The following is a 19645-nucleotide window of genomic DNA, read 5'->3' as shown; positions in this document are numbered from 1 at the left end:
TCGCGGCATATGGAAACCGGGGTCAAGCCGGTTCCGTTTCCGAACCGGGATCGCGAACTGCTTCCTCGGAGGCGGATCGATCGTCGGCGTCACACCCTTCTCACACTCGTGGCGGTCACCCTCTCGGTCAGCGCCATCGTCGGCTACCTGGCCGTCGATATGCTGATGTGGATCATGGAGCGCGTTCCTTCTGGAGCGTCCGTGTCGCCCTCGGCGTTCTCGTGATCGGCGACGACGGCGTCGTCTCCGTGATCGTCTGACCGGCGGGTTGCTCGGCCGCCGATCCCGGTCGTCCGTCTCGTCCGTCGGCTTCCCTCGCCAACCGAATTCGTCGATCGTCGAACTACGGTTCGATCATCGGTTCGTAAACCAACACTCTAAAGTTGGTTTACCGAAACGGTCGCGTATGGCAACCACCTCGGAATCGGTCGACCTCGTCGGCCAGGAATCGACCCGTAACCTCGCCCGGGCCGCGCTGTTCGCGGCGCTTGTTGGGGCGTTCGCGTACGTCTCGTTCCCCTTCCCGCTTTCCCCGGCGCCGGTGACGCTGCAGGTTCTCGGCGTCTTCCTCACCGGCGTGTTGCTCGGGCCGGTCTGGGGGGCGACGGCGTTGGTTATCTATCTCGCCGCCGGCGCGCTCGGCGCCCCGATCTTTGCCGGCGGTGCCGGCGGGATCGGGCATCTCGTCGGTGCGACCGCCGGCTACCTCTGGTCGTACCCGGTCGCGGCCGGGATCATCGGCTTCGTCGTCCATCGCGGACCCACGCTCCGTGACCTCGAGACGGTCGGCGTTCCCACGCTCGTCGGCGGGCTGATAGCCGGTACGGTCGTCATCTACGCCGCCGGCGTGACAGGGCTCACGCTCGTACTCGGGCTCGGCCCGGTCGAGGCGACCGTGCAGGGTGCGTTGGTCTTCCTCCCCGCCGAAGCCGCCAAGATCGCGGCCGTGATCGGGATCGTGCGTTCGGACGCCTTGGTCGCGGTATGATCGACGTCGATACGATGGTCGTGGTATGATCGACGTCGACGCGGTGACCGTCGACCGCGGCGGCGTTCGCGTCCTCGAGGACCTTTCGCTGACGGTTCCGGACGGGGAGTTCCTGATCCTCGCCGGCGCGAACGGGACCGGCAAGACCACGCTCGTCCGGACGTTCAACGGACTGGTCACGCCCGACTCGGGGACCGTCCGCGTGAACGGGACCCCCGTCGAGACGGACCCGCTGGCCGCCAGGCGCGCGGTCGGGATGGTGTTTCAACACCCACGCGACCAGATCGTCGCGACGACGGTTGCCGCCGATGTCGCCTTCGGCCCCGAGAACCTGGGTCTCGACCGCGAGACGATCGACGAGCGGGTCGACGACGCGCTGGCGGCCGTCGGGCTTGCCGACCGACGGAACGCGCGGGTGGACGAGCTGTCGGGCGGGCAGCGACAGCGACTCGCGATCGCTGGCGCGCTCGCGATGGAGCCGTCCCATCTCGTGCTCGATGAGCCGTTCACCGGACTCGACGCTGCCGCCCGCCGATCGGTTCGCTCCCGCCTCGAAACGCTCCACGACGGGGGGACGAGCGTCGTCGTCGTCACCCACGACCCGCGATCCGTTCTCGGTCTTGCGGATCGGATCGTGGTGCTTGACGACGGCACGATCGCGGCGGATGCTGCGGCGACTGGCGACCTCGCACAGACGATCGATCTCCCGGAGAACACGTTCGAACGAGGACGGCCGGACGACCCCGAATGACCCTCACGTACGTTCCGGCTGATTCGGCGTTTCACCGGCTCGATCCGCGCTCGAAGCTGTTCCTCCAGGTCGCTTTCGCCGCGGCTGCCTACGCGTACACCACTCCCCAGGGACTGGCGGTCCTCACGACCGTCGCCGTCGGCTGCGTGTGGGCTGCCGGCGGGACCGTTCGAACCGTCGCGTGGGGGTATCGCTTCAGCGCTCCGTTCCTGCTCGTCGCCCCGATCGTCGCCGGCGTTACGATCGGTCAGCCCTGGTTCCACCTCGCCGACGCGTTTTCCACCGGGCTCGCGAGCTACCGGATCGCGATCGTGTTGCTCGTGGCCGGATCGTTCGTTCGGTCCACGCCGGTTCGGGAGTCTCGGGCAGCCATACAGTGGCTCCTTCCCGGACGGCCGGGTCGGATTCTCGGCGTCGGCGTCGCGCTCGTCTTTCGGTTCCTCCCGCTGCTCCGTCACGACCTCGTGAGCACGCGTGCGGCCGTTCACGCTCGGTGCGGCACTGAACGCCCCGTTCACCGGCGGATGCGGATCGTGGCGGTCGCCGGAATCGCTCGCGCGCTCGGTAGAGCCGACCGGCTCGCGACCGCGTTGACGGCGCGGTGTTTCGCGTGGAATCCGACGCTGCCGACGCTTCGGTTCTCGCGGGCTGACGGACCGGTCGTGCTGCTCGCGACGGGGCTGGTCGTCGCGGCGATCGTCCGGATCGCGTGATCCGATCGTCCCTCGGCGATGGGACTTCACCATCTCTCGGCGATGGGACTCCATTACCTCTCCGCGATGAAACGTCGTGTGGAAACCGCCCGATAGTGGCAAGATTTAACACCCGATCGACAGTCGGTTGAACTATGCTACCGCTGCAGGCGACCCGCGAGACGTTTTGGACGATCTCCCCGACGGGCAAGGCCATCTTCTACGTCCTGGCAACCGTCGCGGTTCTCGTGTTCACGTACGGCGTGTATGCGCGCTTCGCCCGGTACGCCGCCGGACGCGAGGCGTCGGTCGACCGGCTCTCGAACCTCCCCGGTCGGATCGTCGACGCGACACGGATCGTGGCGACCAACCGCAAGCAGTTCGATCGCGACCGGTATGCCGGCGTGATGCACACCTTCGTCCTCTGGGGTTTTCTCGTCCTGCTGATGGCGACGACGATCCTCTTCGTCGATATGGACCTCTATAGCCCCCTCACCGGCGACTCCTTCTGGACGGGCGAGTTCTATCTGGCCTACCAGTTCGTCGTCGACGCGTTCGGGCTCCTGTTCGTCGTCGGCGTCGGGATGGCGCTGTGGCGGCGCTACTGGACGCACAACGCGCGGCTGTGGGGCAAACACACCTCACTCGAGGACGACGCGTTCGTCTGGTCGCTGTTCCTGCTCGGGATCGGCGGCTTCATCGCGGAGGCGGCCGCGATCGTCGGCCAGCCGAACCGGGCGACCGAGTCGGTCAGCTTCATCGGTCTCACGATGGCAACCGGCCTCGAGGCGGCCGGGGTCACGCCCGAGCTGGCGGCCGCGGTCTATCCGGTCATCTGGTGGCAACACGCCCTCCTCGCGCTCGCGTTCGTCGCGTGGATCCCCTACGCCAAGCCGTTCCATATGCTCTCCTCGTTCGCGAACGTGGTGGTCCGCGACGAGCAGGCCGGCGCACGCCTCCCGAACGTTCCCGCGGACCTCGATCACACGAACGCCGAATCGCTCGACGACTTCACCTGGAAGGAGCTGCTCGACCAGGACGCCTGCACGAAGTGCGGTCGGTGTTCCTCGGTCTGTCCCGCGAACGCGTCGGGACGCAACCTCGATCCCCGCGACGTGATCCTCGATCTGAAGGCGTACCGGGAATCGGTCGCTGACGACCCCGTCATCGGCCGGTCGCCGGATGCGGTCCCGCCCCGGGCCGACGAACTCAGCGACGGCGCGGTCGCCGACGGCGGCAGCGCGACCGCCGAGACGGTGCCGATCGTCGCCGAGGAGGGCGGCGTGATCGCGGCCGAATCGATGGAGTCATGTATGTCCTGTATGGCCTGTATGGACGCCTGCCCGGTCGACATCGAACACCTCACGTCGTTCACCCGCCTCAACCGTCAGCTCACCGACGAGGGGGCGCTCGATTCGAACCTACAGGACGTCTTCCAGGACGTGATGAGCACGGGCAACACCTTCGGCGACTCCCCGGACGCCCGCGGCGACTGGACGGTGGACCTCGAGTTCGAGATCGATGACGCCCGTGAGACCGAGGTGGAGTACCTCTGGTACGTCGGCGACTACCCGAGCTACGACGAGCGCAACAAGACGGTCGCCCGCGCGCTCGCCCGCCTGTTCGAGCACGCGGACGTCGAGTTCGGGATCCTCTTCGACGACGAGAAGTACGACGGCAACGACGTCCGCCGGATCGGCGAGGAGTTCCTCTACCTCGAGCTGGCCGGCCACCACGTCGAGACCTTCGAGGAGTGCGAGTTCGAGTCGATCGTCTGCACGGACCCGCACTCGTACAACACGATGAAAAACGAGTATCCCGAACTCGACTTCGCTGAGTTCGCGGACGACCCGATGATGCCCTTCGAGTACGACGAGCGGTGGAACGCCGACGGCGAGATCGACGTGCAACACTGGACGCAGGTCGTCGAGGAACTCGTGACCGACGGACGTCTCGGGCTCTCGGGCGACGAGCTCGACTACACGGTGACCTACCACGACCCGTGTCACCTCGGCCGGTACAACGACGAGTACGAGGCCCCCCGCGAGCTCATCCGGGCCACCGGCGCCGACCTGCGGGAGATGCCGCGCTCGCGGTCGGACTCGTTCTGCTGTGGCGGCGGTGGCGGCGGGCTCTGGATGGAACACGACGAAGAGACGAAACCCAGCGAGGAGCGGCTCCGCGAGGCGCTCGAGGACACCGACGCCGGCGCCGCCGTCGAGAAGTTCGTCGTCGCCTGTCCGATGTGTACCACGATGTTCGAGGACGGCCGCAAGACCGGAAACTTCGAGGACGATATCGACGTCGTCGACGTGGCGGAACTCCTGCTCGAGGCCCTCGAGACGTCCGGAAAACTCCCGGACGCCTCCGCCAGCGAGGTCTCGGCCGATGACGACGCTGCCGACGGCAGCGGTCCGGCCGCCGCGGACTGAGATCGATCCGACGGTCGCCCCGGCTCTCCCACGGCCGTCCCGTCGCTCTCACGGCCGGGCCGTCTCTCCCACGGTCGCCTCTCCTTCGGCCGGCTCGTCTCTGACTGATCGAGGCGACCATCAGATGATCGACCCGTCTACTCGACGATCGTGGCAATCCGGTCGATCGCGGTCTCGACGTCCTCGCGATCGACGTCCAGATGGGTCGTGAACCGGACGGTGTAGTCGTCGAACTCGACGCCGCCGATCCCCGCGTCCGTGCAGTCCTCGAGGAACTGCTCGGCGGTGCGTCCGGTTCCCGACACGTCGACGACCACGATGTTCGTCTCGGGATCGGCCGCCTCGAGCCCGTCGAGGTCGTCGAGCCCGCGCGCTAGCCGGGCCGCGTTCGCGTGGTCGTCGGCCAGTCGGTCGACGTTCTCGAGCGCGCACAGTCCGGGCGCGGCGATCAGCCCGGCCTGACGCATTCCGCCGCCGAACAGCTTGCGAACGCGGCGCGCCTCCTCGATGAACGTCTCCGGCCCGACGAGCATCGATCCGACGGGCGCGCCGAGCCCCTTCGAGAGACAGACCATCGCGCTATCGACGGACTCGACCAGTTCGGCCGCGGAGGTGTCGAGCGCGACCGCCGCGTTGAACAGCCGCGCGCCGTCGACGTGAACGGGAACGTCGTGGTCGTGGGCGACGGCCGCGGCATCGTCGATCCGTGCCTTCGGGATCGCCCTCCCGCCGCGGTAGTTGTGCGTGTTCTCCAGCGCGAACAGCCCGGTCCCGGCACGATGAAGATCGCGGTCGACGAGGCCCGCCTCGACCTGTTCCGGGGTGGGAACCCCCCGTTCGCCGGCGTCGATCGGTCGGGTCTGTGCGCCCGACAGCGCGGCTGCGCCGCCGAGCTCCCAGCGATAGATGTGGGACTCGGCCTCAAGCAGCACCTCGTCGCCGGGATCGGTGTGGACCTGCACGGCGATCTGGTTGCCCATCGTCCCCGACGGGACGTAGAGGGCCGCCTCCATCTCGAGCGTCTCGGCGACTCGACCCTCAAGTTTGATCACGGTCGGATCACCGCGATAGACGTCGTCGCCGACCGCGGCGGTCGCAGCCGCCTCGCGCATCTCCGCTGAGGGGCGCGTCACCGTGTCCGACCGGAGATCGACGTCGAGTTCCGACTCCATATCGATCGATTCGTGTACACGGGCTTAGTGGTGCCGGCCGGGCCGATCGACGGACCGCGACGGTCGATGGGTCGAGGTGGTCGGTCGGCCGAGACGATCGATGGGTCGCAGCGAGTCACTTCACGTCGGCACACGACCGAACCCGTCCCCAGATCGCGCGCCGATCGGCGACGAACCGGTACCCGCGTTCGCGGACCCGCTGCCAGCCGGGAACCTGGCGGGCCGCGTTCATCGCGCGTCGCCAACCCGGCCCGAACCGGGCGACCACGCGCTCGAGCGCCTCACCGCAGGAGTAGACGGCGTCGTCGGTCAGCAGGTGCATACAGGACTCGTACTCGGCCGGGAGCCGGGCGCGCTGGTCGGGCGAAAGGTCGGCGAACCCGACGGGATCGAACTCGCCGTGGCGCAACGCGATCCGGACACACCACTTACAGAACCCGCAGTCGTCGTCGTAGACCAGACGTGGCGTCGCCATACCGATACGTCGGTCCCCCGTCGGTTTGGCGTTTCGGGTCCGTGTGTCCCTTCACCGGCGGCCGACGAGTCTGCCGCGACCACGCACGGGACGACGAATTAGCCGCGTACCGCGCGGACGACGAGGTAGACGAACGGCGTGTCGACGACCGCGATCAGCAGCTTCAGCAGGTACTGGCCGAGGATCAGCGACACGACGACCGCGGTCGGCAGCGTGACGCCGATCCCGAGGACGGCCGGCGCGACCACGAACGCCACGCCGACGAAGATCACGGTGTCGATCGCCTGGCTCGTCGCGGTCGAGACGAGGTTTCGGAGCCAGAGGTGAGCGCCGTCCGTCCGATCGCGCAGCGCGTGGAAGACGATCACGTCCCAGTTCTGGCTCACCAGATACGCAAGCAGGCTGCCGACCACGATGTTCGTCGCCGGGGCCAGCGCCGCCGCGAACGTCGCGGCGAACTCCGGATCGTCGGCCGGCGCGGCGATCGTCGACCAGACGAGCGCAAGCACGACGAAGTTCATCGCGAACGCGACGTTCACCATTACCTGCGCCGCCCGCCGCCCGTACAGCTCGGCGTAACAGTCGGAGGCGAAGAACGTGAGCGCGTACGCCACCGCCGCCCCCGGCAACGCGATCTCCGGCCCGATGACCGGCAGCGTGATCGGGATCGGGATCGCGAGGATCTTCGCGGCGGTCAACTGTGAGGTCACGAGCGCGGTCACGAACAGGGCCAGGAGGGCAACTTGGCCGATCGCCGCCGTGCTGGTCGGGTCCGTGGGCGTGCCGGCTGCACCCCGTGTCCCCGAGCTACGCATCGGATCCCTCGTCGGCCGTCCCGTGGCGTTCCGTCTCCGCGGTATCAGCGTCGTCAGCGCCTTCCTCGAGCCGCCCGTGCCGCTCGTCGATCTCGTCGAGCTGGTCCAGCGTCTTTCGGATCGACGCCCGGACCGCGTCGCTGCGGTTGACGAACTTGCCGTCGCCGCCGACGTGCCGATCGAGGTCGTCCAACAGCTCCTCCGGAATGTCCACGCTCACTTTGGGCATACTGAACTCTTGCCCGTCGGTCTGCGCCGCGCCGTTAAGTATTCTTCCAAGAACACGTGGGGAGTATCACTCGACGACTCCGCCTGATCACCGATCCGGTCGTTCCGTGGGGGACACGTTTTTAGCCCTCTGTCCCGTTCTCCCGCCACTATGGACGAGAAAACCGCGGAGCTCCGGGACCTGTTCGTCGACACGACCGGCTCGGAGACGGTCACCGAGGGGCAGGCGGCCGACCGCGGATCCCTGCTCGACCGCGACGACGCGACGGTCGGGGAGCGGCTCGCCGAGCTGATCGCGACGATGCGCGATCGATACGGCTTCTCGACGCCTCTCCCCGATGCCGCCTACGCCCGCGTCGTCCGGGGGTACTTCGACGATGAGTCCGACGCGGCCATCGCGGCGGCGATCGGCGACGACGAGTCGATCGAGATCGGGGAGAACGCCACAGTCGACGCCGACGCGACGGACGTCTTCCGCGCGCGAACGGACCTCCATCTCGTCACCGATGCCGACCGCGAGGCGCCGGTCGCGTACGACGAGGTGAGGCGACTCGTGCTCACGGACGCCACGGACGAGGAGCTGGCCGCCGAGCTGTCCAGCGATCCCGAGACCGCCCGGCGGTACCGCCGCGTCGCCGAGGCGGACATCGTCTCGATGCGCGCGAACCACCGCTTCCGCGATGAGTTCCGCGATCTCCTCACCGACGCCGACATCGAGGGATCGCTCGCCGCCGATGCTCGCGAGGACGGGCTGCGCGAGGCGGCCGAGGACATCGAAACCGACGTCTCCTTTTGAACGACGGCCGGCCACCGAGCGACCGATCCGTCCGACGGTTTATATCGGGAGCCGACACAGACGGCCCGTGTCCGACACCCCCTCGCAACCGACCAATCCCGACACCGAGACGCCACCGACCGACGCGACGGCCACCGCGTCGTCCAGCCACGCCACGCGTCCGGCATCACCCGACCGGTCCGATCGCATTCCATCGGGATCGGTTGCCTTCGGCGACCTGACGCGTGCCGCCTACTGTCCGCGGCAGCTGTACTACGCACGCCGGGAGACGGACCGATCGATCCCCGACGCACAGCGGTCACGGATCGACCTCGCGTTTCGATACCCGGATTCGGTCGCAGCGAGCGATGCCGACCTCGTCGATCGTCCGATCGACGTCCGGCCGACCGTCTACCGCGACCGCCTTCGGACGCTTCGCGACGGCGACCTTCGTGAGCGGTTCGGGATCCCGTGGCGCTCGCTCGCGATCCCGGACCGGACGCGGGCGTTTCTCGTCGGTCGGTCCTGTCACGGGATCGCACATAAGGTGCTCTCCGGAAACGACGCCGACGATCCGCCGCTACCGGCGCTCGTCTCGCCCGGAACGCCGCCCGATCAGGGCGTCTGGGAGCCCCAGGCCGTCCGGGCGGTTGCGATCGCGAAGGCGCTCGCCTGGGAGGAAGAACGGCCGATCCCCCGCGCTCTCGTCGAGTACCCGGCGGTCGGGATCGTTCGCGAGGTCACGCTGTCGGTTCGGACGAAGGCCGCCTATCGACGTGCGCTGCGGACCACTCGCGGGATCGACGGGCCGCCGCCGCGGGTTTCCGACGACCGGTGTCCGCCCTGCGAGTATCGGGATCAGTGCGGCACCGAGACGCGTTCGCTGCGCTCCCGGTTGGGTCTGTAGTCGTGGACCGACGGGAAGGGGCCCACCGTCGACGGCTTCACAACCGATCGCCGAGCCAGGCCACGATCAGCGATCGTCGAGCCAGGCCGCGATCGCGTCCGCATTGGCGCCGCGTCGATGGATCGTCCCCGTTTCCGGCTCGACGACGGTGCTTTCGGTCCCCGGCGTTTCGCCGCCGTCGATCAGGACCGCCGCGGCGTCACGGATCTCCGGGTTGAGTGCCGACAGGTTGCGGACGCTTCCCGTCCCCGACCGGTTCGCGCTCGTGGCGGTGATCGGCCCGGCGGCCGCACACAGCGCGATCGCGATCGGGTGATCCGGGATCCGGATCCCGACCCGGTCGCGGCCGGCCGTGAGCACGTCGGGGACGGTCGCCGCCCGTTCGACGATCACGGTGACCGGTCCGGGGAGGAACTCGCGGAGACAGGCAGCCTCCAGCTCGGTCGGCCGCGTGTGCTCGAGCGCCGTCTCGACGCTGTCGACGCCGAACGAGAGCGGCTTCGAGCGGTCACGTCCCTTCGTCTCGAAGACGCGCTCGACGGCGTCCGGGTCGAGCGCGTCGGCGCCAAGTCCGTAGACCGTCTCCGTGGGATACACCACGAGATCGCCGTCGGCGACCGCGGCCGTGGCGCGGTCGATCGCCGACCGGACGTCCTCGGGAAGAGCCTCGCGTGCCGCAGCCGTCTCCGTCGGTTCCGCCGAACCCGTCCGTTCCGCCGTTCGTGGCTGGTCGTCCATCGGCGGATCAGGCGGTCAGGTCGTCCACCGCCTCGCCGATCGCGTCATAGGGCGGGAACTCGGGATGTTCCGCGGACACCCACGCGTAGCGGACGGTTCGGTCCTCGTCGATCACGAAGACGGCGGGGCGGGCGTCGACGATCCCCGCCATTCCGTCGAGGTCGTTGGTGACTCCGTACTTCTCGAGGACCCCCGCGCCGGGATCGGAGAACAGCCGGACATCGACGTCGCGCTCCTCGAGCAGCGTGCCGTGCTCGTAGGGCGTCGAGATCCCGATCCCGACCACGTCGATCGCATCGGTCCATCCGCGGTCGGCGATCTCGTTCCAGACGTACGTCGCCGGGAAGGCGCCGTCCATCGGATACGCGACGAGCAGGACCGGGCCGTTCTCAAGGAGGCTCGACAGCGATCGGTCCTCCCAGAACTCCGCGGTGACGAGCGGTCGGGTGAACTCGGGGGCGGTCTCACCCGCCTCGACGTGGTCCGTCTCCGGGAGTTCGACGACGTCGAAATCCACCATCTCAGGCACCTCCCTGTCCATAGGTCGTCTCGAGGTACTCGACGATGTTCGCGCTCTCCGACATCGTCACGCCCGTCGTCTCGTCGACGATCGCCGGGACCGTTCGCGCGCCGGAGACGCGTTTGACGACGTTCCGCTCCGAGTGCATCGGCTCGATGAACCGTGACCGGTACGAGAGGTCGAGTTCGTCGAGGGTTCGCACGACCCGTTCACAGAACGGGCACGCCTGCAGCCGGTACAGCGTGATGTCGGTCGTCTGGTCGGGCATATCACGCAGTATGAACGCCGACGGGGTAACCGTGTCGCCATCGGGTCCGCAGCGGGTGATCGGTCGAGTTCGTCGGTATGCGTGGCTCGGACGATCCGGACGTCAGACGTAATCATTTAACCGTTGCCACCCGCAGGTGTAACGAGAATGGGCTTGTCGCCGAATATGCTGCTGGCCATCGGACCCCTCCAGATCGAGGCGGTCAGTACGACGACGTGGACGATCATCGGGACGCTCACGATCGTCGTGCTCCTGGGACTGTCCGCCTTCTTTTCCTCCTCGGAGATCGCGATGTTCTCGCTGCCGAAACATCGCGTCGACAACCTCGTCGAGGAGGGCGTCCGTGGCGCACGGACCGTCCAACAGCTCCGCGAGAACCCGCATCGACTCCTGGTGACGATCCTCGTCGGCAACAACATCGTCAACATCGCGACCTCCGCGATCGCCACGTCGATGTTCGGCTTCTACCTCTCGCAGGGTCAGGCGATCGTTGCGACGACCTTCGGGATCACGGCCGTCGTCCTGCTGTTCGCCGAGACCGCGCCGAAATCCTATGCGGTCGAACACAGCGAATCGTGGTCGCTGCGGATCGCCCGGCCCTTGCAGTACTCCGAGTGGCTGTTGCTCCCGCTCGTGATCCTCTTCGATTACCTCACCCGCGTCATCAATCGGATCACGGGCGGCCGCGCGGCGATCGAGTCGACCTACGTCACCCGCGAGGAGATCCAGAACATCATCCAGACCGGCGAGCGCGAGGGCGTCATCGAGGAGGACGAACGGGAGATGCTCGACCGGATCTTCCGGTTCAACAACACGATCGCCAAGGAGGTGATGACGCCGCGGCTCGACGTCACCGCCGTCTCGAAGTCGGCCAGCGTCGAGGAGGCGATCCAGACGTGCGTCCAGTCCGACCACGAGCGCGTCCCGATCTACGAGGGGAACCTCGACAACATCGTCGGCGTCGTCACCGTCAGGGACCTGGTCCGTGAGCTCCGGTACGCCGAGGGCGAACCCTCCCTGGAACGGGTCGTCAAGCCGACGCTGCACGTCCCCGAATCGAAGAACGCGGATGAACTGCTCGAGGAGATGCAGGACAACCGGCTCCAGATGGTCATCGTCATCGACGAGTTCGGGACGACCGAGGGGATCATCACGCTCGAGGACATGGTCGAGGAGATCGTCGGCGACATCCTCGAGGGCGACGAGCCCGAGCCGATCGAGTTCATCGAGGAGAACGTCGCGATGGTGCAAGGCGAAGTGAACATCGACGAGGTCAACGAGATCCTCGGGATCGACCTCCCGGAGGGCCAGGAGTTCGAGACGCTCGCCGGCTTCGTCTTCAACCGCGCCGGCCGGCTCGTCGAGGAGGGCGAGTCGATCGCCTACGACGGGGTCGATATCCGGATCGAGCGCGTCGACAACACGCGGATCATGAAGGCCCGCGTGACCGTCACCGACGAGTACGGAGCCGAGGCGTCCGTCGAGGTCGAGGATGAGGACGCGCCGGTCGAACAACCGCCGGAGTCCGACCCGAACTGACGGGCGTTGGCTCCGGACCCGGACTCATCGCGAGCATACCACACCGATCGCCGCCAGTGATCACACCACACCGATCGCCGCCAGCAGCCAGTACGCACCGAAGCCGACGGTCAACGAGACCGCAAGTGACCCGATCCACGCGAGCACCGTATAGCCCATCTTCCGCTTGCTGACGCCGGCCCCGCCGGCCGCGTAGCCGGCCCCGACGATCGCCGAGACGATGATCTCGTTGAACGAGACGGGGATGCCGAACGCGACGGCGGTCTGTGCGATCGCGAACGAGGGGATGAGCGCCGCGATCGACCGTCGCGGGCCCATCGACGCGTAGTCCTGGGCGATCGCCTTGATCATCCGCGGCGCCCCGGTCCAGGACCCCAACAGGAGTCCGGATCCGCCGCCGACGAGGACCGCCCAGAGGGGGATCGCGGCCTCATCGAGAATCGGGACCAGCGGCCCGATCGCCAGGCCCACCTGTGACCCGCCGGCCGAAAACGCCACGAGCCCGCCGAGCGCCAGCAGAAACCGTCGCTGACCGCCGTCCCGGTCGCGACCGATGTCGAGATACACGGCAGTGCCGACGATCGCTGCACACGCGAGCGTCAGGAGGATCGGCCCGAGGTCGATCCCGAACGGCGACCCGACCGGGAGACCCGAACCGACCGTTCCCGCGAGTGACCCCTGTTCGTCCGCGGCGCCGAGGAACGCGAACCCGATGTTTCCGAGGATGACGCCGACGATTCCGCCGAGAACCCCAGTCAGAGCCCGCTCGGGGATCCGGTCGTTCTGTAGCGCCCGAGCGGCGACGTACGCGCTCCCGCCGCCGACGAACGGGGTGAGCACCCAGAGCGTGGCGATCTCGGTGTATTTTGCCCATGCCGGTGCCCCGCCCATCGCGAGACCGACGCCGACGACGGCTCCCGTGACGGTGAACGCCGTGGCGATCGGATACCCGGTGAAGACCCCGATCGCGACGAGTGCGGCCGCGGTCAGCAGCGCGACGATCGCCGCGCCCGCGGTGATCGTGACGCCGCCGATCAGTTCCGTCCCGACCGCCTCGGTGACGTTTGCACCCTGCAGCACCGCGCCGAGAAAGCCGAGGACGCCGACGACGAGCCCCGCCCGCATCACGGAGATCGCGTTGGCGCCGACCGCCGGCGCGAACGGCGTCGACCCCGACGATCCCGCACCGATGGCCCACGCCATGAAGAGGCTTGCGAGCCCTGCAACGGCGAACGTGGCGGTTGTTTCGAGTGCCATCGTTACCGTTGTCCGTCCTCGTAGCCCTCACGCAGGCTCAACAGCGTGCGTCGGACGAGGAGGTACGCGAAGAGGAAAAAGCCCGCCAACGCGATCAGCAGGCCGATGAACAGTGGATCGGGCGAGTCCATATATCACCCGGCTACTTCCGGCGTGGTGTTATGCGTTTCGGCGTCCCGGTCGGCGTCAACGCCGCCGATCGATGTGTGACTAAAACCGTCGTTTGTTCTTAGCGCGGATATATACTCCCCGCAACCGTTGATTCACTCGCGACACCCGCTTCGGCCCTCCGATCGCGGTCGTGACGCCGTGACGCGGTCACGCGTCGCCGACCGTCAGCCGCGATCTTCCCACGAACCACCATCACGAGCACGCGACGAACGACACCCCCGATACACCCGTCGTGTCCCCCCACGACGTGCGATCGACGACCCCCCACCGTCGTGCCTGATCGACGCGATTCGAACCCCCACCACCGACCGCACGACCCCCCGTCTCCCGTCCCGTGCTCCGTCCCGATCGCCGAGCGCGGTGTCGTCGACCCTTTTCAGTGTCCCGTCCCGAGAGCCGGCTGCCCAGATCCACACTGGCCGATCCGCACGTCACTCCCGGGTCGTGACCCGCGTCCGCGGGAACGATCACTCGCTCCCGGGTCGCAGTTCTCACTCCTGCGCCGGGGTCCCGTGAACCCGAAACCGCTCGAAGACGTCACCGTCGGGCGTCACCAGCCGTCCCTCGAGACCGCCGTCGCCATCGATCGGCTCGAACTCGGCGTGTGCCGGTCTGTTGCCGCGCGGCTGTGCGTGGCTCCCCGGATTCACGAGCGTCACGTCGCCCGCCTCAGTGACCGTCGGTCGGTGGCTGTGGCCAAAGACGACGACGTCGGCGGCCCGTTCGCGGCCGAACAGCGCGAGCGCCGTCTCGCCGCCGCGGCGGGTGTGGGTCACTGCGAACCTGACGCCGGCGTACTCGACGGTTCGCGCCTCGGGCAGCCGGTCGCGGATCGCGGCGTCGGCGTTGTTCCCGAACACCGCACGGAGGGTGTCCGTCTCCGCGTCGAACGCGTCGAGCACCGGCTCGCGGTGGAAGTCCCCGGCGTGGATCACGACGTCGGCCTCCCGAATCGCACGCAGCGTGCGTCCAGTCAGGCGATGACCGTCCGTGCTGTGTGTGTCGGAGACGACCGTGAGCATCGGCGACGCTCAGGCCTCCCCGTCGTCGGAGTGGCGGCGCTCGGTCGTCCCTGATCCCGAATCGCCGCCGTTGCCGGCATCCCCGGCCGCGGTTCCGTCCTCCTCGGGCAGTGAGAGCGCGGCCAGCAGCGCCTCCAACTGGACCTGCTCGTTCGCCCCCTCGGAGATCCGGTAGTCGGCCTCGCCGATCCGCTCCATCAGCCGGACCGCCTCGCGCTCGGAGAGGTCGAACTCCCAGACCGAGCGATGCAGCTGGTCGATCACGTCGCCGCCGGCCATCCCGGTCTCCGTGAGCAGCGTGTCCAGGGTCGCGCGCGCCTTCGAGAAGTCACCCGAGAGCGCGTCCGTGACCATCGACTCGATCTCCTTCGGTCTGGCGGTCGCCGTGATCGCGTAGACGGCCTGTTCATCGACGACGTCACCGGTCGTCGCGGCCGCCTGGAGGGAGTTGATCGCGCGACGCATGTCGCCGTTTGCGGCGTAGACGAGCGCGTCGACGCCCGCCTCCGTCACCTCGATGTCCTCAGCGGCGGCGATCTCCCGGACCTGGGCCGCGATCGCCTCGTCCGACAGCGGCGAGAACCGGAAGACGGCACACCGCGACTGGATCGGATCGATGATCTTCGAGGAGTAGTTACACGAGAGGATGAACCGCGTGTTGTCCGAGAACTGCTCCATCGTCCGGCGAAGCGCTGACTGGGCGTCATCGGTGTTGTGCGTCAACACGCCGTTCGCGAGCATGAAGTTCGGCGTTCCCTCCATACTGATGTTGTACGCCTTCCCGCGGTGGCTGTACTCGATGCTGTTGATCTCCGCGGTTCGAACCGACTCGAGACCGCCGTCGGTGAGTACCGCAGCCTCGAACTCGTCCTTCTCGTAGTGTTCGTGATGCGGTAGTTCCCCGTCACCGACGACGACGAATGTGTACTTATCACCGTACGTTTCGAGGAACTCCTCTACCTTCTCCGTCTGCCCCCACAGTTTGGCCACCCCTTTCACTTCGATCACCGTCTCGCCGACGACAAAGTCGGGATGATATACTGAATCCGACAGTTCGAAGGCAGGTTCATACTCGTATTCGATGCCGGCCTCCTGTAATTTCTTCCCGACCTCGTATTCCCAATTGGAGCGGACGAGATGGCCGAGTTCCTCGCTGTGTCTGACGTTCCCACCCGTCGGTTCGTGTCCTTTCAGTGCCTCGGAGACCTTTGCCGCGATCTCGGGATCGCGCATTGGATTGTTATCGCCGGTGATATCACAGACCGGATAATCGCAGTTTTCGACGCTTTTTTCGATGACTTCGGCCCGCTCGTCGGCATCAAGATTCCGCCACCACTCCGCAGATGCCTCTCCGATCTTCCGCTTGGTTTCCTCAGCATCGGCATCGACGACCCACTCCTCCCACGGCGTTCCCGATCGCATTTCGCTGATCGACTTACGGACTCGTTCGACCGTCTCCGCGTCCATATCCCAGACGTGGGTCCCGTGGAAGTCTCCCCCGTAGTTCGGATTGCGTTCGCCGGCCAGTCGTCCATCGGAGAGTGCCTCGACGATCTTCTCTCGCCGCTCTTGGGACCACTCCGTCCCGTACATTGGGTTGTTTTCACCACTCATCTCCCGGCTGTGCCCCTCGTTCTTGCAGTCGATCGAGCAGAACCGTCCGGCAGCCCACGACCCACAGACGTCACACCGCGACACTCCGATGTCGTCCTTAAAATCCGCGATCTCGTCTCCCGGGGACAGCTCCCGCAGCTCCTTCTCGACGAGTCTCCCGCCCTCGCCGACCACGAAGAACGGATGGGTCGGGCTCGCGAGCAGCGTCCGCCCGTCATCCAGTTCGATCTCGAAGAAGTCCGCGATCCCGGAGTCAACGAGACGACCGGCGTCCGACTGGATCTCGTTCGTCTCGAAGTCAACCGATGGGATCGGCTCACCGTCCGTGCTTACCTCCTCTATCGGCTTCACCTTCGGTTTCGATGGGTATCCCGTTACCACTTCAGTCCCTGGCGGAACGCACAACGAGTCGGCCTCATCAAGAAATATGATCCGATGGTCGTATCCCCCGAACGACGATCGCGCGAAGCTCTTGATCCGATCCCGGACCACGTCGATCCCGCGCTGGTCGGAGGCATTGAGCTCGAGGAAGTTCCCGCGCCAGTCGTCGCCGTAGATCTCGCGGGCGAGAGCGGTTGCGGCGGTGGTGTTGTGCATCACGGTCGGGACCTCACCGGCGACGTAATTCCGAGTCTCCGGGACCGTCAAGTCGTAAACCCGTTCCTGGGTCTCGACGCGGTCGATCGACTCGACCCGATCGTAGTAGAGGTCCGCATCGGCGATCCGACTCGCCGTCTCGAGTAGTTCGATCGTCTCGACCGACAGCCGGTCCAGCGCCGCCGCCCGAAGCTGCTCGGCGACGCGCTCGAACCGTGTAACAGTTCGTACCGCGTGATCGTCGGTGTTCAGCAGGTTTGGTAGATCCGAGGACCCGAACGCGAGATCCGCCGCGATCTCCTCATTCGAGGCGCCGATCAGATCCCGGCAGGTCCGTAGCTCCGCTTGGACTGTCTCGAGTGCCGTCTTCTCGAGCGGTCGGTCGAGCTCATCGAGCACCTGCAGTGCACGCGTCGCGTACGGAGTTCGTCGCCCGTCGCTGTATTCGAGGAGCCGATCGGATCGAACGCCGGTCGAGTCTGCGATCGCCGACCGCGTCTCGATCGGTTCCAGGTCGCTTCGTGTGCCGACCCACGTCGCGGGGAGGCTGGTCGTTTCGGCGATCATCGGCTCCAGTCGCTCGAGCCGCTCCAGTCCTCGCTGAACGTCCTCGATCCGGTCGGTTGCGGTCGTAACGACGTCGTCGAGGACCGCACAGTACCGCTCCCGTCCGGGCGTCTCCGGATTCAGTGATTTCGGGAGGTGGTCGGTAACGGGGATGTCGAGGCGGTCACACAGTTCCCGAAGCACCGTCTGTGCCGGGATCGTGTCGTGGTTCGGATTCGCGTCCTTGGCGGCGTGTTCGTGGAGGCGGTCGGCCTTATATCCGATCGAGAAGCCGATCCGGTCGGCGAACGTCTCGAGAGCGTTCGCTCCCGAGATGTAGAGGGTGTGATAGGTCCGTTCGATCCCGGTTCCGTTCGTCGCCGCCTTTCGGGCCGTTTTTCGCCGGCACGGGATCTCGAACGTTGAAAGCAGGTAGGCCACCAACGTGATGTGGTCCGCGTTTCGCTGTGTGAGTTCGATGCTCCCGTTTGCCGCGATATGAGCCTCGGCGTCGAAGACGGCACGGAGGAACGCCGCTCGCGAGGCGTCGTCCGCCGAGACGATCGCGGAACCGATCGCCGACGTCCCAGCACCCGATGCGCTGGCGAAGACGTCGAAGACCGCCTCGAGATAGTGCGTGAGCGTTCGTGAACCGATGCGAACGTATGGAACGTCCTTCTGACGGCCGCGTTCGGTATCCACCCCGAAGAGCGTCCGTGCGGTGGTTTCGAACGCATCGAGGAGTTCCTCGTCGGTGTTGTAGAACTTGATCCGACCGCCATCAATCTGTGCCTCGCTGATCGTGAGTCCGACGAACCGCGCGAGCTCCGGCGTCACGGCGGTCGGTGGCGTGATCGACCGTGATCGGTGGCCGGTGGCGTTGACGTATTCGATCGCTTCCACCGCGGGGACCCAGTCGTTCGGCTGCAGGTCACACGCGTGAAGCTCGGAGAGCGGAATCGGCTTCGTCACCGATCCGGTCGCCCACTCGACGTCGAGCGTCGAGATCCGGCCCGAAAGCGACTCCCCCGCGAGCGTGACTTCGGTGCGGTCCGGATCCATCTCCTCGAACCAGCGGAGCTGCGACTGCGTCCCCATACTCGGTGACGATGATGGCTCCGGTTCCGAGGGCGACGACGGTTCCGGTTCCGGGAGTGACGACGGTTCCGGTGCGGGAAGCGATAGCGGACGCGCGACTCGATCGCCGGCCTCCAGATCGGCTGCCGGAACCCACTCGAGTCCGTCCTCGGTGATGACGTGTAGCTTGTGTTCCGGCGTCACCTGGAACTCGCCACCATCTCGGGTCTCGATCGTCACCAGTTCGTCCGTTTCCTTCGCGAACACGTCCGAGGGAGCGACGAATTCGAACTCGTTTCGATCCGTCAACGTCGCGACTGAGAGATCGCTTGGCGGCGTCGCAAACCCGTCGATGTCGCCGACGATGTCCTCGATCCGCCGGACGCCGTCACCCGTCAGCACCGGCGTGTCTCCAGTAACACACTTCCCGACGCCGGCCGGCCCGGAGAAGAGTAGGTGGGGGAGGTCGTCCTGCTCGATGTAGCTCTCGAGCCGTTCGATGATGTCTTCGTGGCCGTGGATGTCCGCGAGCGTCTGCGGGCGGTACTTCTCGATCCAGATCTCCCGCCCGGTCGCCGTCGCGGGGGCCGTCCCCGCGTCGTCGTCCGGTTCCGCCGTCCCGTCCCCGCCGTCGGGATCCGTCGACTCCTCTGGCTCGCTCATACGGTGAATCCCGGCCGGCAGGGTCATAAACGAACCGAGACGTCGACCGTCGGTGCCCGGGCGTCGATCGCCGGTGCCGCAAGGCCGGCAGCCGGAGCCGCGACGTTGGCCCCGACACCGGGACCCCGGCCGCCCTGTCCTCCGATCGCCAGAATCGATCGGTTCAACCCGGTCCGGCCCCCTACTGCTCGTATGGACGTCACCGTCGAGGTGGTCGGCGAGGAGACCCACGAGCTCGCCTGCGCGCCCGAGGACACCTATGCCGACCTGATCCGGTCGGTGGGCTACAGCCCGCAGGAGGCCGCCGCGCTCGTCGACGGGTCACCGGTTCCCGAGGACCGCGCCGTCGACGCCGAGCGCGTGACGGTCCTCCGGCTCATCAAGGGCGGGTCCGGGCG

Annotated in this window: 19 protein-coding genes and 5 pseudogenes; 9 read left to right on the top strand and 15 right to left on the bottom strand. The window is 67.0% G+C overall.

Annotated elements, in window-relative coordinates; translation table 11 throughout:
• Nucleotides 1-9 precede the first annotated feature (9 nt).
• The 5 genes from OQF70_RS10425 (at nucleotide 10) to OQF70_RS10405 (ending at nucleotide 4863) form a co-directional block, all read left to right on the top strand.
• Nucleotides 10-225, top strand: a complete 216-nt coding sequence (locus tag OQF70_RS10425) for a hypothetical protein (protein WP_280537461.1) — start codon at nucleotides 10-12, stop codon at nucleotides 223-225.
• Nucleotides 226-406: 181 nt separating this feature from the next.
• On the top strand, nucleotides 407-988 hold the full coding sequence (locus OQF70_RS10420; RefSeq protein ID WP_280537459.1) for a biotin transporter BioY: 582 nt from the start codon (nucleotides 407-409) through the stop codon (nucleotides 986-988).
• A 25-nt stretch (nucleotides 989-1013) separates the two neighbouring features.
• Nucleotides 1014-1739 (top strand): ABC transporter ATP-binding protein, encoded by a 726-nt coding sequence (locus OQF70_RS10415; protein WP_280537457.1) that lies wholly within the window; start codon nucleotides 1014-1016, stop codon nucleotides 1737-1739.
• The gene (locus OQF70_RS10410) at nucleotides 1736-2452 is read left to right on the top strand and encodes an energy-coupling factor transporter transmembrane component T (protein ID WP_280537456.1); all 717 of its coding nucleotides are present in this window, start codon (nucleotides 1736-1738) and stop codon (nucleotides 2450-2452) included. The genes OQF70_RS10415 and OQF70_RS10410 overlap by 4 nt, the downstream gene beginning before the upstream one ends.
• 134 nt (nucleotides 2453-2586) lie before the next feature.
• Nucleotides 2587-4863 (top strand): (Fe-S)-binding protein, encoded by a 2277-nt coding sequence (locus OQF70_RS10405; protein WP_280537455.1) that lies wholly within the window; start codon nucleotides 2587-2589, stop codon nucleotides 4861-4863.
• A 137-nt stretch (nucleotides 4864-5000) separates the two neighbouring features.
• Here OQF70_RS10405 and OQF70_RS10400 read toward each other — a convergent pair whose 3' ends face one another.
• The 4 genes from OQF70_RS10400 to OQF70_RS10385 all read right to left on the bottom strand — a co-directional run bounded on the left by OQF70_RS10400 (nucleotide 5001) and on the right by OQF70_RS10385 (nucleotide 7554).
• Nucleotides 5001-6035, bottom strand: coding sequence for a low specificity L-threonine aldolase (locus OQF70_RS10400; protein ID WP_280537453.1), 1035 nt, complete (start codon nucleotides 6033-6035; stop codon nucleotides 5001-5003).
• Nucleotides 6036-6150: 115 nt separating this feature from the next.
• The gene (locus OQF70_RS10395) at nucleotides 6151-6510 is read right to left on the bottom strand and encodes a DCC1-like thiol-disulfide oxidoreductase family protein (RefSeq protein ID WP_280537451.1); all 360 of its coding nucleotides are present in this window, start codon (nucleotides 6508-6510) and stop codon (nucleotides 6151-6153) included.
• 98 nt (nucleotides 6511-6608) lie between these two features.
• Nucleotides 6609-7325 (bottom strand): queuosine precursor transporter, encoded by a 717-nt coding sequence (locus OQF70_RS10390; protein WP_280537449.1) that lies wholly within the window; start codon nucleotides 7323-7325, stop codon nucleotides 6609-6611.
• The gene (locus tag OQF70_RS10385; protein WP_280537447.1) at nucleotides 7318-7554 is read right to left on the bottom strand and encodes a ribbon-helix-helix domain-containing protein; all 237 of its coding nucleotides are present in this window, start codon (nucleotides 7552-7554) and stop codon (nucleotides 7318-7320) included. The genes OQF70_RS10390 and OQF70_RS10385 overlap by 8 nt, the downstream gene beginning before the upstream one ends.
• 150 nt (nucleotides 7555-7704) lie before the next feature.
• Between OQF70_RS10385 and OQF70_RS10380 the strand changes: the two genes are divergently transcribed.
• On the top strand, nucleotides 7705-8349 hold the full coding sequence (locus OQF70_RS10380; RefSeq protein ID WP_280537445.1) for a hypothetical protein: 645 nt from the start codon (nucleotides 7705-7707) through the stop codon (nucleotides 8347-8349).
• Between the two features lie 187 nt (nucleotides 8350-8536).
• The gene (locus tag OQF70_RS10375) at nucleotides 8537-9235 is read left to right on the top strand and encodes a hypothetical protein (RefSeq protein ID WP_280537535.1); all 699 of its coding nucleotides are present in this window, start codon (nucleotides 8537-8539) and stop codon (nucleotides 9233-9235) included.
• Nucleotides 9236-9301: 66 nt separating this feature from the next.
• On the opposite strand, the gene OQF70_RS10370 is transcribed toward OQF70_RS10375, so the two are convergent.
• Genes OQF70_RS10370 through OQF70_RS10360 form a run of 3 tightly spaced genes read right to left on the bottom strand, consistent with a single transcriptional unit; the run spans nucleotide 9302 to nucleotide 10761 of the window.
• Nucleotides 9302-9973, bottom strand: a complete 672-nt coding sequence (locus OQF70_RS10370) for an L-threonylcarbamoyladenylate synthase (RefSeq protein WP_280537444.1) — start codon at nucleotides 9971-9973, stop codon at nucleotides 9302-9304.
• Nucleotides 9974-9980: 7 nt separating this feature from the next.
• Nucleotides 9981-10493 (bottom strand): redoxin domain-containing protein, encoded by a 513-nt coding sequence (locus tag OQF70_RS10365; RefSeq protein ID WP_280537443.1) that lies wholly within the window; start codon nucleotides 10491-10493, stop codon nucleotides 9981-9983.
• A gap of 1 nt (nucleotide 10494) precedes the next feature.
• Nucleotides 10495-10761: a glutathione S-transferase N-terminal domain-containing protein gene (locus tag OQF70_RS10360; RefSeq protein WP_280537440.1), complete on the bottom strand. Its 267-nt coding sequence runs from the start codon at nucleotides 10759-10761 to the stop codon at nucleotides 10495-10497.
• Between the two features lie 165 nt (nucleotides 10762-10926).
• Between OQF70_RS10360 and OQF70_RS10355 the strand changes: the two genes are divergently transcribed.
• Nucleotides 10927-12300 carry a hemolysin family protein gene (locus OQF70_RS10355; protein WP_280537533.1) on the top strand — a complete coding sequence of 458 codons (1374 nt, stop codon included), beginning with the start codon at nucleotides 10927-10929 and terminating at the stop codon, nucleotides 12298-12300.
• Between the two features lie 60 nt (nucleotides 12301-12360).
• Here OQF70_RS10355 and OQF70_RS10350 read toward each other — a convergent pair whose 3' ends face one another.
• From OQF70_RS10350 to rfc, 8 genes and pseudogenes are all read right to left on the bottom strand, one after another.
• On the bottom strand, nucleotides 12361-13557 hold the full coding sequence (locus tag OQF70_RS10350; RefSeq protein ID WP_280537439.1) for an inorganic phosphate transporter: 1197 nt from the start codon (nucleotides 13555-13557) through the stop codon (nucleotides 12361-12363).
• A gap of 2 nt (nucleotides 13558-13559) precedes the next feature.
• Nucleotides 13560-13688 (bottom strand): hypothetical protein, encoded by a 129-nt coding sequence (locus OQF70_RS10345; RefSeq protein WP_280537438.1) that lies wholly within the window; start codon nucleotides 13686-13688, stop codon nucleotides 13560-13562.
• 531 nt (nucleotides 13689-14219) lie between these two features.
• Nucleotides 14220-14750 carry a metallophosphoesterase gene (locus OQF70_RS10340; protein ID WP_280537437.1) on the bottom strand — a complete coding sequence of 177 codons (531 nt, stop codon included), beginning with the start codon at nucleotides 14748-14750 and terminating at the stop codon, nucleotides 14220-14222.
• 102 nt (nucleotides 14751-14852) lie between these two features.
• Nucleotides 14853-15461: pseudogene (locus tag OQF70_RS10335) on the bottom strand (replication factor C small subunit); the annotation flags it as partial.
• A 4-nt stretch (nucleotides 15462-15465) separates the two neighbouring features.
• A pseudogene (locus OQF70_RS10330) lies at nucleotides 15466-16715 on the bottom strand (NUMOD3 domain-containing DNA-binding protein); the annotation flags it as partial.
• Between the two features lie 51 nt (nucleotides 16716-16766).
• Nucleotides 16767-17048, bottom strand: a pseudogene (locus OQF70_RS10325) (replication factor C small subunit); the annotation flags it as partial.
• A gap of 762 nt (nucleotides 17049-17810) precedes the next feature.
• Nucleotides 17811-18995, bottom strand: a pseudogene (locus OQF70_RS10320) (LAGLIDADG family homing endonuclease); the annotation flags it as partial.
• Between the two features lie 12 nt (nucleotides 18996-19007).
• A pseudogene (gene rfc, locus OQF70_RS10315) lies at nucleotides 19008-19145 on the bottom strand (replication factor C small subunit); the annotation flags it as partial.
• 294 nt (nucleotides 19146-19439) lie between these two features.
• On the opposite strand from rfc, the gene OQF70_RS10310 reads away from it, so the two are divergent.
• On the top strand, nucleotides 19440-19645 hold a 206-nt coding region (locus tag OQF70_RS10310; protein WP_280537436.1), incomplete at its 3' end, for a ubiquitin-like small modifier protein 2.

The organism is Halopenitus sp. POP-27 (assembly GCF_029889855.1).
Lineage (GTDB): Archaea > Halobacteriota > Halobacteria > Halobacteriales > Haloferacaceae > Halopenitus > Halopenitus malekzadehii.
Note: the sequence above shows the minus strand (reverse complement) of the source record. Positions and strands in the feature narration are given on the sequence as shown.

Bases quoted from the DNA above. Each gene is read 5' to 3' on its own strand.
- OQF70_RS10425 (WP_280537461.1), top strand. From the start codon at position 10: ATGGAAACCGGGGTCAAGCCGGTTCCGTTTCCGAACCGGGATCGCGAA.
- OQF70_RS10420 (WP_280537459.1), top strand. From the start codon at position 407: ATGGCAACCACCTCGGAATCGGTCGACCTCGTCGGCCAGGAATCGACC.
- OQF70_RS10415 (WP_280537457.1), top strand. From the start codon at position 1,014: ATGATCGACGTCGACGCGGTGACCGTCGACCGCGGCGGCGTTCGCGTC.
- OQF70_RS10410 (WP_280537456.1), top strand. From the start codon at position 1,736: ATGACCCTCACGTACGTTCCGGCTGATTCGGCGTTTCACCGGCTCGAT.
- OQF70_RS10405 (WP_280537455.1), top strand. From the start codon at position 2,587: ATGCTACCGCTGCAGGCGACCCGCGAGACGTTTTGGACGATCTCCCCG.
- OQF70_RS10400 (WP_280537453.1), bottom strand. From the start codon at position 6,035: ATGGAGTCGGAACTCGACGTCGATCTCCGGTCGGACACGGTGACGCGC.
- OQF70_RS10395 (WP_280537451.1), bottom strand. From the start codon at position 6,510: ATGGCGACGCCACGTCTGGTCTACGACGACGACTGCGGGTTCTGTAAG.
- OQF70_RS10390 (WP_280537449.1), bottom strand. From the start codon at position 7,325: ATGCGTAGCTCGGGGACACGGGGTGCAGCCGGCACGCCCACGGACCCG.
- OQF70_RS10385 (WP_280537447.1), bottom strand. From the start codon at position 7,554: ATGCCCAAAGTGAGCGTGGACATTCCGGAGGAGCTGTTGGACGACCTC.
- OQF70_RS10380 (WP_280537445.1), top strand. From the start codon at position 7,705: ATGGACGAGAAAACCGCGGAGCTCCGGGACCTGTTCGTCGACACGACC.
- OQF70_RS10370 (WP_280537444.1), bottom strand. From the start codon at position 9,973: ATGGACGACCAGCCACGAACGGCGGAACGGACGGGTTCGGCGGAACCG.
- OQF70_RS10365 (WP_280537443.1), bottom strand. From the start codon at position 10,493: ATGGTGGATTTCGACGTCGTCGAACTCCCGGAGACGGACCACGTCGAG.
- OQF70_RS10360 (WP_280537440.1), bottom strand. From the start codon at position 10,761: ATGCCCGACCAGACGACCGACATCACGCTGTACCGGCTGCAGGCGTGC.
- OQF70_RS10355 (WP_280537533.1), top strand. From the start codon at position 10,927: ATGCTGCTGGCCATCGGACCCCTCCAGATCGAGGCGGTCAGTACGACG.
- OQF70_RS10350 (WP_280537439.1), bottom strand. From the start codon at position 13,557: ATGGCACTCGAAACAACCGCCACGTTCGCCGTTGCAGGGCTCGCAAGC.
- OQF70_RS10345 (WP_280537438.1), bottom strand. From the start codon at position 13,688: ATGGACTCGCCCGATCCACTGTTCATCGGCCTGCTGATCGCGTTGGCG.
- OQF70_RS10340 (WP_280537437.1), bottom strand. From the start codon at position 14,750: ATGCTCACGGTCGTCTCCGACACACACAGCACGGACGGTCATCGCCTG.